Below are 16,077 nucleotides of genomic sequence, written 5' to 3'. Positions count from 1 at the left end.
GGTGATCGTCGTCCCTTCCCTCTTCTAACCCGGCAGGGGCAGCTCGAACCACACGGTCTTACCCGTCAGACCCTTCCTCGTACCCCATCGGCGGGCCGCGCAGGCGACCAACTGCAGTCCGCGTCCGCCCTCGTCGTCGGGCCCGGCGGGGCGGGCGCGCGGCGGGTCCGGAACCGGGTCGGAGACCTCCACGAGGAGGGCGTGGCGGGGCGGGAGGGAGCCGTGCGGCTCGGGGACACGGGTGAGGCGGAGGCCGACGGGACCGTGGGCGTACCGCAGGGAATTGGTCACGAGTTCGCTGACCAGGAGGGCGGCGAGCTCGGCGAGTTCGGGGTCGAGCCGCCAGTCGCGGAAGGTGTCCCGGACGGCGCGGCGGGCGGTCCGCGCGGAGTCGAGCCGCCCCGGAAGGGTCCACTCGACGCACGCGTCGCCGTTGTCGCTCACGCTGATCACTTCCCGGACCAGGTACAGAGTCGCGCCCGACTTGTGGGGGTTAATAAGGACATACCCGATATCGAGCGCGCTGTATCGCGGGGCCCGGCGTCACCCTGTCGGCCACCGGGACCGACCGCGCGCGACCCGCGCCCGGCGGCCCGGCACGGTCCGGGAGCTCATCGCGAGCCCGGCGGGCCGCCGCCGCGGTCCGCGTCCGCGGCCGGACCGGGGGCATCGTCGGCGGTGCGCTGGGGGTCGTCGTCCGCGGCCGGCCCGGGGGCATCGTCGGCGGCGGGCGGGAAGGCGTGGCGGGAGGCGGATTCGGGGGCGCCGCCGGCGGTGGGCCCGGAGGCGTGGCGGGGGGCCGGTCCGGGGGCGTCGTCCGGGGCGAGGTCGCCGCCGGGGAGGTGGCGGAGGGCTTCCACCACGGCGGGGACGTCCTGTTCGAGCCAGTCGACGGTGTCCCATTCGGCGCGGGCGAGCCAGCGCACCTCGTCGTGGTCCTGGAGCGGCCGGGGCTCACCGGCGAGCACGCGGGCGGTCCACACGTGCAGCACATGTCCGCGTCCGAGCGGCCACGCCCCCGGAACGCGCCTTTCCGTCTCGGCCTCGATGCCGAGCTCCTCACGCAGCTCGCGTACGAGCGCGTCACGCGGCGACTCGCCGGGCTCCACCTTGCCGCCGGGCAGCTCCCAGCGGCCGGCCAGCTCGGGCGGCGCGCTGCGGCGCGCGGCGAGCAGCCGCCCCCGGTCGTACACGGCCCCGGCGACCACCACACGATCCGTCATGCGCCGGAGCGTATCGGTCCGCGCCGGTCAGCGCGCGGGCTCCCCGATCCGCTCGACCCAGTAGAGCTGCCGGTTCGCGGGCGAGACGAGGCTGTCGGCGACCTTCTGCGCCTCGTCACGGGTCGCGTACCGGCCGACCCGGTAGTGGTTGCCGTTGTCGTCCTGCCGGATGACCTGCCAGAGAAGAGTCGTACCGCTGTCGGGCATCACGCCGTTCCCCCCGCCCGGTCGCCTGTGTCCAAGGATTCCGCTGAAACCGCAATCCGCATATGCCCGAGCTTACGCCTGACCTTTACGGTGCGGATACGCATTTGCACAAAGAGATACGGTTCCGGCCAGGAATCCCACGGAAAAAGGGGGCGCACTCGACCGAATGCGCCCCCATGAACCACCACGAACGGGTACTTTCCCCCGCGCCCCCTCCCGCCCCTCCCGCTTCGCCCGCTCCTGTCGCCCCCTCGACCCCGACGCCCCCCTCCCCCGCCCGATGCCCTCCGCCCCGCTCCGCGCCCGCCCCTCGCGCGGCTCAGCGCACCGGCAGGTGGTACGCGACGCGGTAGCGGTCGGCGGGGACGACGACGTCCGCCGTCTCCACCGCCCGCCCGGAGGCGTAGTACGTGCGCTCGACCACGATCACCACGTGTCCGGGCACCCCGCCGAGCGTCAGCAGCTCCTCCGCGAGTCCGGGGCGGGCGCCGACCTCCTCGACGACGTTGTCCACGACGAGGTCGATCGCCGCCATCCTCTCGACCACCCCGCAGCCGCCCAGCGGGCCCTCCTCGGGCAGCATGACGGGGGTGCGCCCGGTGAGGGCGAGCGGCTCCCAGGAGGTGGAGAGCATCATCGGCTCGCCCCCGTCCCGGAAGACGTACCGGGTGCGCATCACGGGGTCGCCGGCCGCGATGCCCAGCCGCTCGGCGATCGGCGCCGGCGCCCGGTCCTGCTCGCTGCTGGACTCCCAGGTCCCGCGCGCGCCCTCGGCGGCCTGCTCCTGCCGGAACGGGTTCACCGTCCCGTGCGCCGGGCGGTACCCGGAGCGGGCGATCCGGCGCGGCACGGGACGCTCCCGCACGTACGTCCCCGAGCCGGAGCGGCCCTCCACCAGGCCCTCCGCCATCAGGACCTTGCGCGCCTCCAGGGCGACGGTGTCCGAGACGCCGTACTCCTCGCGGATGCGGGCCTGGGAGGGGAGGCGGGTGTGCGGGGGCAGCGAGCCGTTGACGATCTTCTTGCGTAGATCGCTCGCAACGCGCAGATAGGCGGGCTGCTCGCCGAATGTCACAGGCCACTCCCATCAGGTTGACAGACAGCGACAGCCTGACAACCGCGCGTTGGCCCCCGCAAGCATGGGCCAGAACCTGACGGACGGTGAAGTCCGCTGGATGGCGGGCGACCTGCCGGGGGCTTACCTCCGGTACGGGCCCACGCGCGGCAGGGGCGCGCGAGCGGGCGCACGGGGAGGGCGCGCGAGCGCGGCGCACGCGGAAGGCCGCATGCGGAAGGCCACACGGGAAGGCCGCACGGGAAGGGCGCACAACGGCGGATGGCCGTCGTGCGCCCTCGGGTGCGTCTCCCGCCGTGCGGCGGCGTCAGCTGGTCGGCTCGACCGGCGCCTTGGTGGACAGCTTCAGCGCGGCGCGCGCGTCCTTGCCGAGGTCGAGCGGCAGGGCGTCGTAGCCGGGCTCGTAGTGCGTCCAGAAGGTGTCGGAGTCCTTCGAGGCGGCGGCCTTCGCCCAGTGCTTGCGGGCCTTCTCCAGCTCCTTCACCACCTCCGCGACGGGCGCGGCGGAGGCGCCGGGGAAGGTGTGGCCCTTCAGCTGCGCGATGGTGCCGTCGAGGGCCTCCTCGACCGAACCGGCCCAGGTGACGTTGGCGTCCAGGTCCTCCTCCGGGTCGGCCTCGGGCTCGGCGAACAGCGCGGCGTCCAGCGCGTTCATCGCCTTCAGGTACGCGACCTGGTCGGCGTCCAGCGTGGTGGCGTCAGCGCGCAGCGAACCGGTCAGCTTGCCCTTCTCGGCGGCGAACGCGCAGGTCACCGTGCGGTCCTTCTGCAGCTTCCAGCTGTCCTCGGTCGGGTGGTAGTAGAACGTGACCGCGTTCTCCGGGACCGCCCAGGAGTCGAGGGAGTACTGCTCGCTGATGGTCAGGCAGCGGTCCTCGGCCTGCTTCTCGATGGCCGGGACACCGGGGTACGCGCCGTCGGCGAGCTTGAAGGAGCCGGTCACCTCGGCGTCGTGCGGCTTGGCGCAGTCCACGCTCTTGACCGTCATGACCTCCTTCTCGCTGACCGCGCCGCCGGGCTGGTTGAAGCAGTCGCCGGTGCGCAGGGCGAAGGCCGAGTCGGTGCTGGCCACCTCCTCCTGCACCTTGCGGGCCCCGTCCGCGAAGTCCTTGAACGCGCCCGTGGCGAAGCCCGCCGCGACCAGTAGGGTGCTGATCAGCGACAGGATCATGCCGGCGATGGCCAGGCCCTTGCCGTTCTGGCCCTTGCGCTTGATCGACGCCAGGGCGAACGCGCCGAGGACCAGGCCGAGCGGCGGCACGAGGCAGACGATGCCGGTGATGAGCGAGGCGATGGCCAGGCCGCTGGTGGTGGGCGACGGCTGCGGCGCCCCGGGCGGCGGGGGCACCGGCGGGTAGGGCTGCTGCGGCGCGGGCCAGCCCTGCGGGGACGATGACACGGGTACGGTGCTCCTGTCGGGGCGGGATGCGAACAAACGTATGAGCGGCGCGCATCGTACGCCGTGCCGGACGCGGGACCTAATGCGGTCCGCGAACCGGACGTTCCGGACACCCGACCGCCCCGCGGACCGGCGGGCGCCCGCGCGGGACAACCCGCTTGCGCCGCGGGCGGGTTCGGCGCACTCCCGCGCCCCGGCACGCGGAAGGGCGGCCGCCGGAACCGGCGGCCGCCCCTGTCGGACCCTCGGGTCGGATCCGATCAGCTCAGATCGGACCGGACCAGGTCCGGCTCGATCGGATCGGACCCGATCGGCGGAAGCGTCAGAACTGCAGCGCCCACGCGTCGATCTTGCCCGTGTCGTAGCGGTAGTTGTCGGTCACCCGCAGCTTCCAGGTGCCGTTGGCGACCTCGGAGGAGGCGTCCACGGTGTACGTGGTGTTGATGTTGTCGGCGCTGCCGCCCGTGCTGTAGTCCTTCAGCGTGTAGGCGGTGCCGTCGGGGGCGACGAGCTGGACGCGCAGGTCACCGATGTAGGTGTGCTGGATGTTCACCTCGACCTTGAGGCCGGAGGGCGCGTTGCCCGAGACACCCGTGACGGTGACCGGCGACTCGACGGTGGCGAGGTCGTTGATCGCGTAGTCGCCGGTGTTCTCGAAGCGGGAGCCGGTGGGCGGGGGCGTGGTGCCGCCGTCGCCGACGTACAGCAGGCGGTTCGGCGAGCCGGTGCCCGGGCTGGTGACCACGCCGGTGGTGGCGTTGGAGGTCAGGGCCGTGGCGACCTGGGCCGGGGTGGCGGCGCGGTTGTTGGCCAGGTACAGGGCGGCCGCGCCCGCGACGTGCGGGGAGGCCATCGACGTACCGGAGATGGTGTTGGTGGCCGTGTCGCCGGTGTGCCAGGCCGACGTGATGGAGGAGCCCGGCGCGAAGATGTCCACGACGCTGCCGTAGTTGGAGAAGCTGGAGCGGGCGTCGGAGCTGGTCGTCGAGCCGACCGTGATCGCCTCGGTGACGCGCGCGGGCGACTTGGTCGAGGCGTCGGTGTTCTCGTTGCCGGCCGCGACGGCGTAGGTGACGCCGGACGCGATGGAGTTGCGGACGGCCGCGTCCAGCGTGGAGTCGGCGCCGCCGCCGAGGCTCATGTTGGCGACGGCGGGCTTCACCGCGTTGCGGGTGACCCAGTCGATGCCGGCGACGACACCGGCGGTCGTGCCGGAGCCGCTGTTGTTGAGGACGCGGACGCCGACGATCTTGGCGTTCTTGGCCACGCCGTAGGCGCTGCCCGCGACGGTGGCGGCGACGTGGGTGCCGTGGCCGTTGCCGTCCTGGGCGGTGTTGTCGTTGTCCACGGCGTCGTAGCCGTAGGAGGCGCGGCCGCCGAAGTCGCTGTGGGTGATGCGGACACCGGTGTCGATGATGTACGCGGTGACGCCCGAGCCGCCCGGGTCGGGGTAGGTGTAGCTCTGGTTGAGCGGCAGGTTGCGCTGGTCGACGCGGTCGAGGCCCCAGGTCGGGTTCGGCTGCGTACCGCTGATGGTGAAGACGCGGTCCTGGACGACGGACTCGACGGCCGGGTCCGCCGCGAGCTTCTTCGCCTGGGCCTCGGAGAGCTGCACCGCGTAGCCGTTGAGGGCGGCGGTGTACGTCTTCTTGATCTTCGCGCCGTACTTGGCCGCGACCGCCTTGCCGGACTTGGCGTCGGAGTCGGCGGCGGACTCGTCGAGCGTGACGATGTAGCTGCCCTCGACGGCGTTGGGGTCGTCCGCGTACTGGATGACGCCTTCCGCGGCCGTGCCGGCGGCGGCTGCCGGGTAGGCGGCGAGGGTGCCCAGTGCGAGCGCGGCGACGGTTATCGCGCTGGCGGCGGCTGCTCTGCGCCGCGAGGTACGCATCACGTGCATGTGAGGGGTCCTCCTCATTGGTGGTGCGCTGCTGTGGGGGAATAGCGGCAGGTGCATGACAACCCCTGATGTATGCATGCACGACGGAACGCGCCACGTGAACGCGGCGCCAACCACCTTGGCCTGCCAGGCGAAAGGTTGGCCGATCCATAGGAATCCCACAAGGGTGCCGAACCGCCGTTAACAGATGTGCCACACAACTGTCATGCTGACGGCCACGCCTGAGAGAGCCTCACACCTCCACGAGGATTGCGGAGCTCGATCTTCCGCTTCTTCGCTGACCTGGTGCTGCCCGCGCTGCGACGGGCCGTGGGACCTGGACTTCACCGCCGCGCCCGTACCGCTGGAGGCGCTGGCGGGCCGGGTGGACTCGCTGTGGCGCCACAAGGAGGCGCTGCCGCTCTCGGAGCCGTACGCCTCGCTCGGCGAGGGCCGCACCCCGCTCGTCCGGCTCACCGGGAACGTCTCCGCGAAGCTCGACCACCTGATGCCGACGCTGTCCTTCGAGGACCGGGGCGCCTTTGATAGAGCTGGCCCGGCGGCTCGGCCCCAGGCGGGTCGCGCGGGCCGTCGCGGACAGCAGCGGCAACGCGGGCACGGCGGCGCGGGCGGCGCGCGCGGCGGCGGACGAACCGGGCGTCTTCTACGCGTCGCACGTGTACAACCCGTACTTCCCGCACGGCACGAAGACCTACGTGTACGAGCTGTGGCAGGACCTGGGCGGCCGGCTGCCGGACACACTGGTCGTCCCGGTGGGCAACGGCACGCTGCTGCTGGGCGCCGACCTGGCGGTGACCGAGCTGCTGGCGGCCGGCCTGGTGGAGCGGCGCCCGGAGCTGGTGGCGGTGCAGGCCGGGCCGGTGGCCCCGCCGGCGCGGGCGTTCGCGGCGGGCGCGGCGGACGCGGAGCCCGTACCGGCCGCGCCGACCCTGGCGGAGGGCATCGCGATCCCCAGCCCGCCGGGCGCGCGCCGGATCCTGCGGGCGGTACGGGAGTCGGGCGGGACGTTCCGGACGGTGTCCGACGAACAGATCCGCGACGCGCAGCGCGACCTGGCGCGACGGGGCCTGTTCGTGGAGCCGACCGGGGTGGCGTGCTGGGCGGCGGTGACGGCGGACCCGCCGCGGGGCGAGAGCGTCGTACCGCTGTGCGGCGCGGGCGCGAAGACGGGACTGGCGGCACAGGCGTAGCTCCCGCCACTCCCCCGCCGGGTAGGAATCCGGACGCGGCAGGGCGCAGATCCGGACGGACGGCGGACGAGCGAAGCAGGGATCTTGCCGTGGCGGAGGGGTGCGGGGCACCGTTGGGGCCGCACTCGGCACTCGAACCCCGTTGTCACCCCTGGGAGTTGAGAATGAGGAAGTCCACCCTGCGCTCCGCCGCCGCGGCCGCGGCCCTGGCGACCGGGCTGGCGGCGGCGTCGGTGACCACGGCGTCGGCGGCCCCGCGCACGTCCGACCGCCCGGCCGCGGCCCGCATCGCGACCCCGGAGCAGCTGGCGGACAGCGTGCGCCAGGCCGTCGAACGGGAGCTGAGCGAGGGCGGCGCGGTGGCGGAGGGCAACGTGGTGGGCTTCGTCGCGCCCCAGTCCGACACCGGCGTAAGGCCCTGCTGACGGTGGCCGCGGAGGAACCGGCCGTCCGGTGGTGCCCGAGCGGCGCGCCCGACCGCCCGGAGGCGGTGGTGCTGGGCGTGCGGTCGGGGCCGGACGGCCAGGTCGCCTACCTGGCCACGCCGGTGGCCGCGGCGGAGGTCGTACCGACCCTGCCGGAGGGGGTGCCGCCCACGCGGGTGCTGCGGTTCGCGTCCCACTGCGTGAGCGAGTGCGCCCACCGGGTGGGCCCGGACTGCGGCCTCGCCGACCGGATGCTGGCCGTGCCGGCCAGCGAGGACACCCGCCAGGTCCCCCGCTGCCATCTGCGCCCGCACTGCAAGTGGTGGCACCAGACCGGCACCTCGGCCTGCCACCGCTGCCCCGCCGTGGCGACGACGCCCCTGGCGGACGACACGTTGTCGGCCCTGGTGTCCGACCCGTCCACGACCCGCGAACAACTGGCGGCCCACCTGGCCGGGCAACCACCACCCTGACCCTGAGCGGGACGCGCGACGGTGCCCGCCGGGTGCCTGGCCCGAAGGGAGCCGATTCCCCAGCAGGCCCTCGTAGGCGTCGAGGGCGGCTGCTCGCACACCGAAGCCGCCGGCACCCTGCCAGGCCGCAGCTCCGGCCTCACGCCGGCTTTTCACACCGGCCAGCGGCGCCGGCCCCCGCACCCGTTCCGGCTTTCCGGAACTCCGGGTACGGCTCTCCGAGCCGAGTGGCAGCGCATACACGCGAGGGTCAGGCTGGGGGAAGGGGAAATCCCTTCGGAGTCGTCAGAGGTGACACTCGATGCTGGAAGTTGAACTGGACATATTTTCCGGCATGCCCAACCCGAGCTGGACATTGACGGACGAAGAAGAGAACCAGGTACTGGAGTTGCTCCGGTCGAACCCTGAGCAGACCTCACCGGTGATCACCGAGGAGGAGAAGTTCGGGCTGGGATACCGGGGCTTCCTCATTCGAGTGGCCAAAGGCGGAGACACCTGGGACCGACTGCGGGCGGGACTCGCCGAGCGCCTCCCCGATGATTTCGAGTTCCGCGTGGGCAGCCGGCTGGTCGAGGACGACGCCTCCATTGCCCGGTACCTGCTCGAGGGGCCGGCGCGACGCAACAGGCTCGACGACGAACTGCGCGAGACCGCCTCCCGAGGAGTCGCTCTCGTGCAGCCACCGCCTCCGGAAGGCGGATTCGACTCCCCGCCGATGCCACCGACCGCGAAGGGCGAGCCGGACACCTCGCCCGAGGCCGACGAAGAGGAGTATTTGCGAGGGTACACCTGGCACCGCCCGTGCCCGTCCGCGTACCTCTACTCGAATGCGGACATATTCAACCGGCCTGATTTCATCCGCCGGACAAACTGCTACGCGTACGCCTGCAATTACCTCTACGGGGGCAGATACGCACGCCCGGGCGCCTGGGGCGGGAAGCCGGCGTTCAGCATGACGGTCGACGCGATTCGCGGAGGTCTCTACGCCGACGGCTGGGCTGACAATTGCCAGCCTAAGTCGCTCACCATCGCGGCAGTCGTGTGGCCGGGCTACGACTACCACTTCTACCGCCTGGCAACGGGCAGCCCCTACTGGGTGTGGGGCCACAAGCAAGGCGCGACCGCCGCGGTGCACTACGACAACTGCGGCTACCCGATCCGCCGGACGCCGCACTACCTCGGAACGGTTTGGCAGCATCCAGCGAACTGCTGCAGGGGTGGATACCGGGACTGGGTGGGGTGGTTCTATCAGAACAACGACCAGGCCTTCTGCAGAGAGTGAACGTCCGTTCCGGCATCTCGGCACCGCCGACTGCCGCCACCCACCATGGAGGCGCAGGCCGACTCCCGGCGGGCCTGTGACGCCTTCCTGCCCCGACTGCCTTACGACAGCGGAGGGACCAGTTCCGGAGAGCCGGACCCTGGCGGTGTTACGGCTCCGCAACGAGGTGGTGGCGCGGCAACCGCTCAGACGGTTGCGCGGAGCTTCCGACCCTCGAAAAGCGAACGTCAGACGTGGAAGCGGAACGTCCACCCCGGCGCCCTGCCTGCGGAGACAAGCGCGCCAACGATCGCATCAGCACGGTGCCGGTTCAGGCGGCGCCTCAGCGCGACAATGAGGCATTGTGTACACATGCGACACTCGGCACCCTTGGGCGCATGACACAGCCGCTCCCCATAGAGTCCATCCGCGATGTCCGGGCGCACCTGGCCGAGGTCGTGGAGCGGGCTGACCGCGACGACCTGCGGAAATACCAGGAGTGGGAAGAGCGCGAGATTAACCGAATCATCGACGAGCGCATGGCCAACCCGGCTCCCGGCGTCCCGATCGAGGACATCATGAGGGAGACGCTGGCGCGCAGTGAGTGAGTATCGCACCGTCTTCCGACCCGAGGCGCAGGCCGAGCTCGCAAGGCCCCGCGCGACATGGCCCTCCGCATTCTGGCCAAGCTGACCGAGCTGGAGAGCGACCCGCGGGGGTTCAACACCACGGCCCTCGCCTCCCAGCCCGACCGGCGCCGCCTACGGGTGCGCGACTACCGCGTGATCTACACGGTCGACAACGGCGAGCTGGTGGTGTGGGTCGTGCACGTCGGGCATCGCTCCACCGTCTACGGCACCTGAGCGCTCCTGACGCCAGGTTCGAGAAGCCGGCACCGACCCCGGCACGGGATCGGCGAAGGGGCCGGGCTCCCACGAGCCCGGCCCCTTCTGACCTGCATGTCTGCTGCGTCGGACGTCCGCTCACGCGTCGAAGCGGAAGGTGTGAGGCCAGATCCTTACCTGCGGCGGAACCCCATGCAGGGCCCTGACCTGGGATTTCTCGTTGACATGCGTTGGCTCCCGACGGCTGTTTACAGGTCTCCTGCGGACTGGCTGCGGACGGGAGGGCACCCTCACTCAGCCGAGCAGGCTGTAGTACTCGGCGGAGCGACCTGCTCCGAGGACTCTCGCCCGACATCGCGGCCTGGGTGGACTTCGTACTCCGTCAGTCATTCTCGCCCCAGCCTTACTACCGCTGGTAGGATCAGCACCATGAGCGGTAGTAGGAAGTATTCGATCAGCCTGCCCGAGGATCTCGCCGAGGCCGTACGCGCCCATGTCGGGCCCGGCGGTTTCTCCGCCTACGTCGCCGAGGCCCTGGAACAGAGGGTCGCCATGGACAAGCTGCGGGAGATCGTCGCCGACTTCGAGACCGACAACGAAGCCCTCACCCGCGAGGAGGTCGAAGCCGCCCGGGCGCTGCTGCGCCACGACCACCGGCAGGCCGGCGGGGCCGCCGCCTGATGCCCGGCACCCTCCTGCTCGACAGCGAAGGACTCTCGAAGCTCTACCGCAAGGACCGCACCGTCGTGGCCATGGTCCAGGCGGCGTCGGAGGAAGGCGTCCGAGTCGCCACCAGCGCCATGACCACGCTTGAGGCCGACTACGAGCGCATTCACCCGGCCCGCATCAAGTGGGTCCTCTCCCGCGTCGACGTCCACGACGTCACCAAGGAGATCAGCGACCGGGCCGCCATCCTCCTTCGCACCCATCACCTTCACGGCCACAAGTACGCCATCGATGCCGCTCTCGCCGCCATCGCCCGCAACGCGCCCCGACCGGTCACCGTCCTCACCTCCGACCCCGAGGATCTGACACTCCTGTGCGGCCCTTCCGTGGAGGTCGTCAAGGTCTGAGACCGCCTCGCCGCCACGCCGCCCGGCCGAACGCTGTCACCGCATCGCGGGATCGAGGGCTCACGGCGGACACACAGCTGTGCCCGACCCCCCCAACAGGCAGGAGGGCCAGGCACAGGTATCGATGTGGCGTCAGACGTTGAAGCGGAACTCCACCACGTCGCCGTCCTGCATCACATAGTCCTTGCCCTCCATGCGGGCCTTGCCCGCCGCCCGGGCCTCGGCGACCGAGCCGGTGGCGACGAGGTCGTCGAAGGAGATGACCTCGGCCTTGATGAAGCCCTTCTGGAAGTCGGTGTGGATCACACCGGCCGCCTCCGGGGCCGTCGCGCCCTTCTTGATGGTCCAGGCGCGGGCCTCCTTCGGGCCGGCCGTGAGGTACGTCTGGAGGCCCAGCGTGTCGAAGCCGACGCGGGCGAGGGTGGCCAGGCCCGGCTCCTCGGCGCCGACGGACTGGAGGAGCTCCATCGCGTCCTCCTCGTCCAGCTCGGCGAGGTCCGCCTCCAGCTTGGCGTTGAGGAAGATCGCCTCGGCCGGGGCGACCAGCGCGCGCTGCTCGTTCTTGAACGCCTCGTCCGTCAGCTCCTCCTCGTCCACGTTGAAGACGTAGAGGAACGGCTTGGTGGTGAGCAGGTGGAGGTCGTGCAGCAGCTCCGCCTTCTCCGAGCCCTGGACGATGCCCTGCGAGAAGAGGGTGTCGCCGCGCTCCAGGATCTCCTTGGCCGCCTCGACCGCGGCGACCTTCGGCGCCACGTCCTTCTTGATCCGGGACTCCTTCTGGAGGCGCGGCAGGACCTTCTCGATGGTCTGGAGGTCGGCGAGGATCAGCTCGGTGTTGATCGTCTCGATGTCGTCCTTCGGCGAGACCTTGCCGTCGACGTGGACGACGTTCTCGTCCTTGAAGGCGCGGATGACCTGGCAGATGGCGTCCGACTCGCGGATGTTCGCCAGGAACTTGTTGCCCAGGCCCTCGCCCTCGCTCGCGCCGCGCACGATGCCCGCGATGTCCACGAAGTCGACCGTGGCGGGCAGGACGCGCTGCGAGTTGAAGATCTCGGCCAGCTTGGTCAGACGGGCGTCCGGCACGCCGACGACGCCGACATTCGGCTCGATCGTGGCGAACGGGTAGTTGGCCGCCAGCACGTCGTTCTTGGTCAGGGCGTTGAAAAGGGTCGACTTGCCGACATTCGGCAGGCCGACGATTCCGATCGTGAGCGACACGTTGGCGACTTCCCTAGAAGTGTGGATGGTGGGCCGACCCCCCAGTTTACGGGCGTGCCGGCGCCCCGGGCGACGGGCGGGCGGTCCGGGTCCGGGCGGTGGACTTCACGCCAAGGTCATCCCAAAGGTGTGTCTCGTACCGGTTTTCGGGTCGTCCCCCGCCTACTTTGTCACCGTGGAGCAGCACCGGAGCGGTATCCCCAGCCTCCCCAGGCCGCCGTGGCAGGCCGCCCCGACCGGGCGCGGCACCGCCGGGGCGCGCGCGGGCAGCCGGGCGGCCGCGGCCGGTGCGCCCGTCGCCGGGGGCGCGGGGGTCCGGTACGGGGCCCCGGCCGGCGGCCGGCCCGGCCGGTGGCCGGTGGCCCGGCCCGCGGTACGGCCGGACGCGCGGCGCGCCGGCCCGCGCGACGGCGGGCGCGACAGCCAGGAGCGCGACAGCCAGGAGGGTGCGCACATGGACGGGCAGTCCGGTGGACGGCATGGCGGGCGGCTCGACGCCCGGGCGGGGGTTCCGCGCGGGGGTCGGCCCGGCGGGCGGCCGCAGCGGCCCGACGGCCGGCCCGCCCCTGGAGGCGGCGCCCGCGCGGCCCGCGGCGACGGCGCCCCGGCGGCGGGTCCGCGCGGCGGTACGGCTGCCGGGGCCGGCGGTGGCGGCAAGGGCGGCGGCCGGTTCCCCGGTGGCGCGCCCGGCGGCGGGTGGGCTTCCGGGGGCGCGGGCGGTGCGGGACGGTCCCCCGGCTCGGGGGGCGGGCGGGGCGGACCGGGAGGGCTCGGCGGTCCGGGGCGGCCCGGAGGCCCTGGTGGACCGGGCGGGGCCCGCGGTGGCGGGCACGACGGGCTGCGGCGCGGCTCCGGTGCCCCGCGGGGCCTCTCCGGGGTCGTCGGAGCCGTACGGCGCCTGCCGCATCCCCGGCTGACCGGGCTCGGCGGCGGTCTGTTCGCCGCCGCCTCCATGCTCGCGGTCGGGTTCCTCGACCGGCTGCTGTTCGGCGGTTCGCCGTTCGTGTACGGGCTGCTGTTCCTGCCCGTCAGCGCCGCGACCGCGCTGTGGGTGCGGGGCGCCGACCTGGTGACGGCGCCGATCAGCGTGCCGATCGCGTTCGCCGTCGGGGTCGTCCCGATCGCCGGCGGCGAGGGCGGGTTCGGCGGCCACGCGATGGCGCTGGTGACCGCGCTCGCCGTGCACGCCGGGTGGCTGTACGGCGGGACGCTCGTGGCCGGGCTCATCACCTGCGTACGGAAGGTGCGGCTGATGGGGCGCCGCCAGCGGGCGGCCGCCGCCGCGCCGCCCCGGGCGGCGGCCACCGCGCAGCGGCGGCCCTGAGGCACAGGCAAGACGGCCCCGCGGCACCAGGGGGGATGGTGGCGCGGGGCCGTCGTCTCGAGGGGGCTCCCCGACGGGGTCACACGGTGGTGACGACCTCGTCGTACTCCAGGCGCGGGGAGCGCGGGTACCACGCGTCGGCGGCGGGCTTGCCGATGTTGACGATCATCAGCGGCGTGTGGTCGTCGTCCAGGAACTCCTTCTGGACGGCCGCGTGGTCGAAGCCGGTCATCGGGCCGGCGGCCAGGCCGGCGGCGCGGACGCCGACGATGAAGTACGCGGCCTGCAGCGCGGCGTTCATGCCGGCCGACGCCTCGCGGACCGGGCGCTCGGCGAAGAAGGCGTCCTTGGCCTGCGGGAACGCGGGGAACAGCTTCGGCAGCTCGGCGTGGAACTCGTTGTCCGCCGCCAGGATGGCGACCAGCGGGGCGGTCGCGGTCTTCGCCTGGTTGCCCTCGGCCATCAGCGGCACGAGGCGCTCGCGGGCCTCGGCGGAGCGGACGAGCACGATGCGCAGCGGCGTCTGGTTGAACGCGGTCGGGCCGTACTTGACCAGGTCGTAGATCGCCTGGACCTGCTCCTCGGTCACCGGCTCGTCGGTGAACGCGTTGGCGGTGCGGGCCTCGCGGAACAGCAGGTCCTGCGCGGCGGGGTCGAGGACGAGCGACATGGGGTGGTGCCTTCCGACGTACGAGTCAGGGGGTGCCGCGCGACGGAACGGGCGCCGCGCGATGCCTCCACCGTACGCCGAGATAGGTGAATCTTCAACTAAAAGGGGGGTGCGGTGCTCCACGTCACAGCGCCGGCCACCCCGCACGGCACCGCGTGGAAGGGCTATCCCTCCTGGTCGGAGCCGTCCCGCTCCTGGGCCAGCGACGCGTCCAGCCGGGCCCGCGCGCCCTCCAGCCAGTGGCGGCAGACCTTCGCCAGCTCCTCGCCCCGCTCCCAGAGCGCCAGCGCCTCCTCCAGCGTCGTCCCGCCCGCCTCCAGCCGGCGGACCACGTCGATCAGCTCGTCGCGCGCCTGCTCGTACCCGATGGCCGCGCCGCTCTCCGTCACCGCCACCGTCGTCGCGCCCGGGTCGGCACCCGCCCCCGGATCCGCCGCGCCCGCGTCCGTCGCCGCGTCCGTCGTGTTCGCTGCCATGTCCTCCACCCTCGCCATGCCCTCCACCCTACGGTCGGGGTCCGACAGCGCCGTCGCCGTCGACCCGCCGCACCGTGAACGCCCCGGCCGCCACCCGCGCCCGCAGCTCCTCGTCCCCGCCCACCTCGTCCGGTGAGCGCACCACCGAGCCGTCCGGCCGCTGCAGGACGGCATACCCCCGCTCCAGCGTGGCCGCCGGCGACAGCGCCACCACACGCGCGCGGGTGTGGGACAGCTCCGACTCGGCCCGGTCCAGCAGGTGCCCCAGCACCCGCCTGCTGCGCGCCAGCAGCGCCTCGACCTGCGCCTCCCGCTCCTCGACCATCCGCTGCGGGTGCTCCATCACGGGCCGGGCCAGGGCGTGCGCGAGGCCCCGCTCCTCCCGCTCCAGCAGAGCCCGTACGCAGCGCAGCGCGCGGTCCCGCAGCGAGCGCACCCGCTCCAGCTCCTCGCGCACGTCCGGCACGACCTTCTTCGCCGCGTCCGTCGGCGTGGCCGCGCGCAGGTCGGCGACCAGGTCCAGCAGCGGCGAGTCCGGCTCGTGGCCGATCGCCGACACCACCGGCGTACGGCACTCGGCGACGGCCCGCACGAGCTGCTCGTCGGAGAACGGCAGCAGGTCCTCGACGCTGCCGCCGCCCCGCGCGACGACGATCACGTCGACCTCGTCCATCCGGTCGAGCTCCCGCACCGCCCGCACCACCTGCGGCACCGCGTGGACGCCCTGCACCGCGACATTGCGCACCTCGAAGCGGACCGCCGGCCAGCGGCGCCGCGCCACCTCCAGCACATCGCGCTCCGCCGCCGACGCCCGGCCGCACACGAGGCCGATCAGCTGCGGCAGGAACGGCAGCGGCCGCTTGCGCTCCATGGCGAACAGCCCCTCGGCGGCCAGCGACCGCTTCAGCTGCTCCAGGCGGGCCAGCAGCTCGCCGATGCCGACCGGCCGTATCTCGGCGGCCCGCAGCGACAGCTGGCCGCGCGGCGCGTACCACTCGGGCTTCGCGTGCACGACGACGCGGGCGCCCTCGGACACGACGTCCGCGACCGCGTCGAAGACCTGGCGATAACACGTCACGCTGACCGAGATGTCGTGCGACGGGTCGCGCAGCGTCAGGAAGACCACGCCCGCGCCGGGCCGCCGCGACAGCTGCGTGATCTGCCCCTCCACCCAGATGGCGCCGAGCCGGTCGATCCATCCCCCGATGAGCCGGGACACCTGGCCGACGGGCAGCGGGGCTTCGGCAGACGTAGTCAGAGGCATACGGCGAGCGTACGCGCCGCCACCGACAGGGCCGCCGCGTCCGCCCCGCGC

General features: G+C 72.7%; 16 protein-coding genes and 3 pseudogenes. 9 read left to right on the top strand and 10 right to left on the bottom strand.

Features of this window, described 5'->3' with window-relative positions:
• Positions 1–24 precede the first annotated feature (24 nt).
• The 6 genes and pseudogenes from ACSUPT_RS19590 to ACSUPT_RS19565 form a co-directional block, all read right to left on the bottom strand.
• Positions 25–453 (bottom strand): ATP-binding protein, encoded by a 429-nt coding sequence (locus ACSUPT_RS19590; RefSeq protein ID WP_436945116.1) that lies wholly within the window; start codon positions 451–453, stop codon positions 25–27.
• Between the two features lie 377 nt (positions 454–830).
• A pseudogene (locus tag ACSUPT_RS19585) lies at positions 831–1,223 on the bottom strand ((deoxy)nucleoside triphosphate pyrophosphohydrolase); the annotation flags it as partial.
• Between the two features lie 27 nt (positions 1,224–1,250).
• The gene (locus tag ACSUPT_RS19580; RefSeq protein ID WP_351965653.1) at positions 1,251–1,430 is read right to left on the bottom strand and encodes an SPOR domain-containing protein; all 180 of its coding nucleotides are present in this window, start codon (positions 1,428–1,430) and stop codon (positions 1,251–1,253) included.
• 319 nt (positions 1,431–1,749) lie between these two features.
• Positions 1,750–2,505, bottom strand: coding sequence for a GntR family transcriptional regulator (locus ACSUPT_RS19575; RefSeq protein WP_436945113.1), 756 nt, complete (start codon positions 2,503–2,505; stop codon positions 1,750–1,752).
• A 307-nt stretch (positions 2,506–2,812) separates the two neighbouring features.
• Positions 2,813–3,904, bottom strand: coding sequence for a DUF4190 domain-containing protein (locus ACSUPT_RS19570; RefSeq protein ID WP_436945111.1), 1,092 nt, complete (start codon positions 3,902–3,904; stop codon positions 2,813–2,815).
• Positions 3,905–4,226: 322 nt separating this feature from the next.
• Entirely contained in the window at positions 4,227–5,804 is a 1,578-nt protein-coding gene (locus tag ACSUPT_RS19565) for a S8 family peptidase (RefSeq protein WP_351965650.1), read from the bottom strand.
• A gap of 205 nt (positions 5,805–6,009) precedes the next feature.
• Between ACSUPT_RS19565 and ACSUPT_RS19560 the strand changes: the two are divergent.
• The 8 genes and pseudogenes from ACSUPT_RS19560 (at position 6,010) to ACSUPT_RS19525 (ending at position 11,071) form a co-directional block, all read left to right on the top strand.
• Positions 6,010–6,994, top strand: a pseudogene (locus tag ACSUPT_RS19560) (pyridoxal-phosphate dependent enzyme).
• Positions 6,995–7,158: 164 nt separating this feature from the next.
• Positions 7,159–7,419: a hypothetical protein gene (locus ACSUPT_RS19555; protein ID WP_351965756.1), complete on the top strand. Its 261-nt coding sequence runs from the start codon at positions 7,159–7,161 to the stop codon at positions 7,417–7,419.
• A gap of 2 nt (positions 7,420–7,421) precedes the next feature.
• Entirely contained in the window at positions 7,422–7,892 is a 471-nt protein-coding gene (locus tag ACSUPT_RS19550) for a hypothetical protein (RefSeq protein ID WP_436945110.1), read from the top strand.
• 301 nt (positions 7,893–8,193) lie between these two features.
• Entirely contained in the window at positions 8,194–9,174 is a 981-nt protein-coding gene (locus ACSUPT_RS19545) for a hypothetical protein (protein ID WP_403499980.1), read from the top strand.
• Positions 9,175–9,551: 377 nt separating this feature from the next.
• Positions 9,552–9,761, top strand: coding sequence for a prevent-host-death protein (locus tag ACSUPT_RS19540; RefSeq protein WP_403499983.1), 210 nt, complete (start codon positions 9,552–9,554; stop codon positions 9,759–9,761).
• Positions 9,754–10,016 (top strand): annotated as a pseudogene (locus ACSUPT_RS19535) (type II toxin-antitoxin system RelE family toxin). Before ACSUPT_RS19540 ends, ACSUPT_RS19535 begins: the two are co-directional and overlap by 8 nt.
• Positions 10,017–10,427: 411 nt before the next feature.
• Complete coding sequence (locus ACSUPT_RS19530) at positions 10,428–10,679, top strand: hypothetical protein (RefSeq protein ID WP_018845686.1); 252 nt, start codon at positions 10,428–10,430, stop codon at positions 10,677–10,679.
• Positions 10,679–11,071: a DNA-binding protein gene (locus tag ACSUPT_RS19525; protein ID WP_403499985.1), complete on the top strand. Its 393-nt coding sequence runs from the start codon at positions 10,679–10,681 to the stop codon at positions 11,069–11,071. The genes ACSUPT_RS19530 and ACSUPT_RS19525 overlap by 1 nt, the downstream gene beginning before the upstream one ends.
• 132 nt (positions 11,072–11,203) lie before the next feature.
• On the opposite strand, the gene ychF is transcribed toward ACSUPT_RS19525, so the two are convergent.
• Positions 11,204–12,292, bottom strand: a complete 1,089-nt coding sequence (ychF, locus tag ACSUPT_RS19520) for a redox-regulated ATPase YchF (RefSeq protein ID WP_351965647.1) — start codon at positions 12,290–12,292, stop codon at positions 11,204–11,206.
• An 838-nt stretch (positions 12,293–13,130) separates the two neighbouring features.
• On the opposite strand from ychF, the gene ACSUPT_RS19515 reads away from it, so the two are divergent.
• On the top strand, positions 13,131–13,616 hold the full coding sequence (locus ACSUPT_RS19515) for a DUF6542 domain-containing protein (RefSeq protein WP_399217113.1): 486 nt from the start codon (positions 13,131–13,133) through the stop codon (positions 13,614–13,616).
• Positions 13,617–13,695: 79 nt separating this feature from the next.
• Here ACSUPT_RS19515 and ACSUPT_RS19510 read toward each other — a convergent pair whose 3' ends face one another.
• The 3 genes from ACSUPT_RS19510 to xseA all read right to left on the bottom strand — a co-directional run bounded on the left by ACSUPT_RS19510 (position 13,696) and on the right by xseA (position 16,026).
• Complete coding sequence (locus ACSUPT_RS19510; protein WP_404144440.1) at positions 13,696–14,286, bottom strand: malonic semialdehyde reductase; 591 nt, start codon at positions 14,284–14,286, stop codon at positions 13,696–13,698.
• 164 nt (positions 14,287–14,450) lie between these two features.
• Complete coding sequence (locus ACSUPT_RS19505; protein WP_351968406.1) at positions 14,451–14,762, bottom strand: exodeoxyribonuclease VII small subunit; 312 nt, start codon at positions 14,760–14,762, stop codon at positions 14,451–14,453.
• Positions 14,763–14,790: 28 nt separating this feature from the next.
• Positions 14,791–16,026, bottom strand: coding sequence for an exodeoxyribonuclease VII large subunit (xseA, locus tag ACSUPT_RS19500; protein ID WP_351968407.1), 1,236 nt, complete (start codon positions 16,024–16,026; stop codon positions 14,791–14,793).
• Between the last annotated feature and the right edge of the window lie 51 nt (positions 16,027–16,077).

The sequence above is a fragment of the Streptomyces sp. SudanB25_2051 genome (genome assembly GCF_964272635.1).
GTDB lineage: Bacteria > Actinomycetota > Actinomycetes > Streptomycetales > Streptomycetaceae > Streptomyces.
This window is presented reverse-complemented; position numbering and strand designations above follow the sequence as displayed.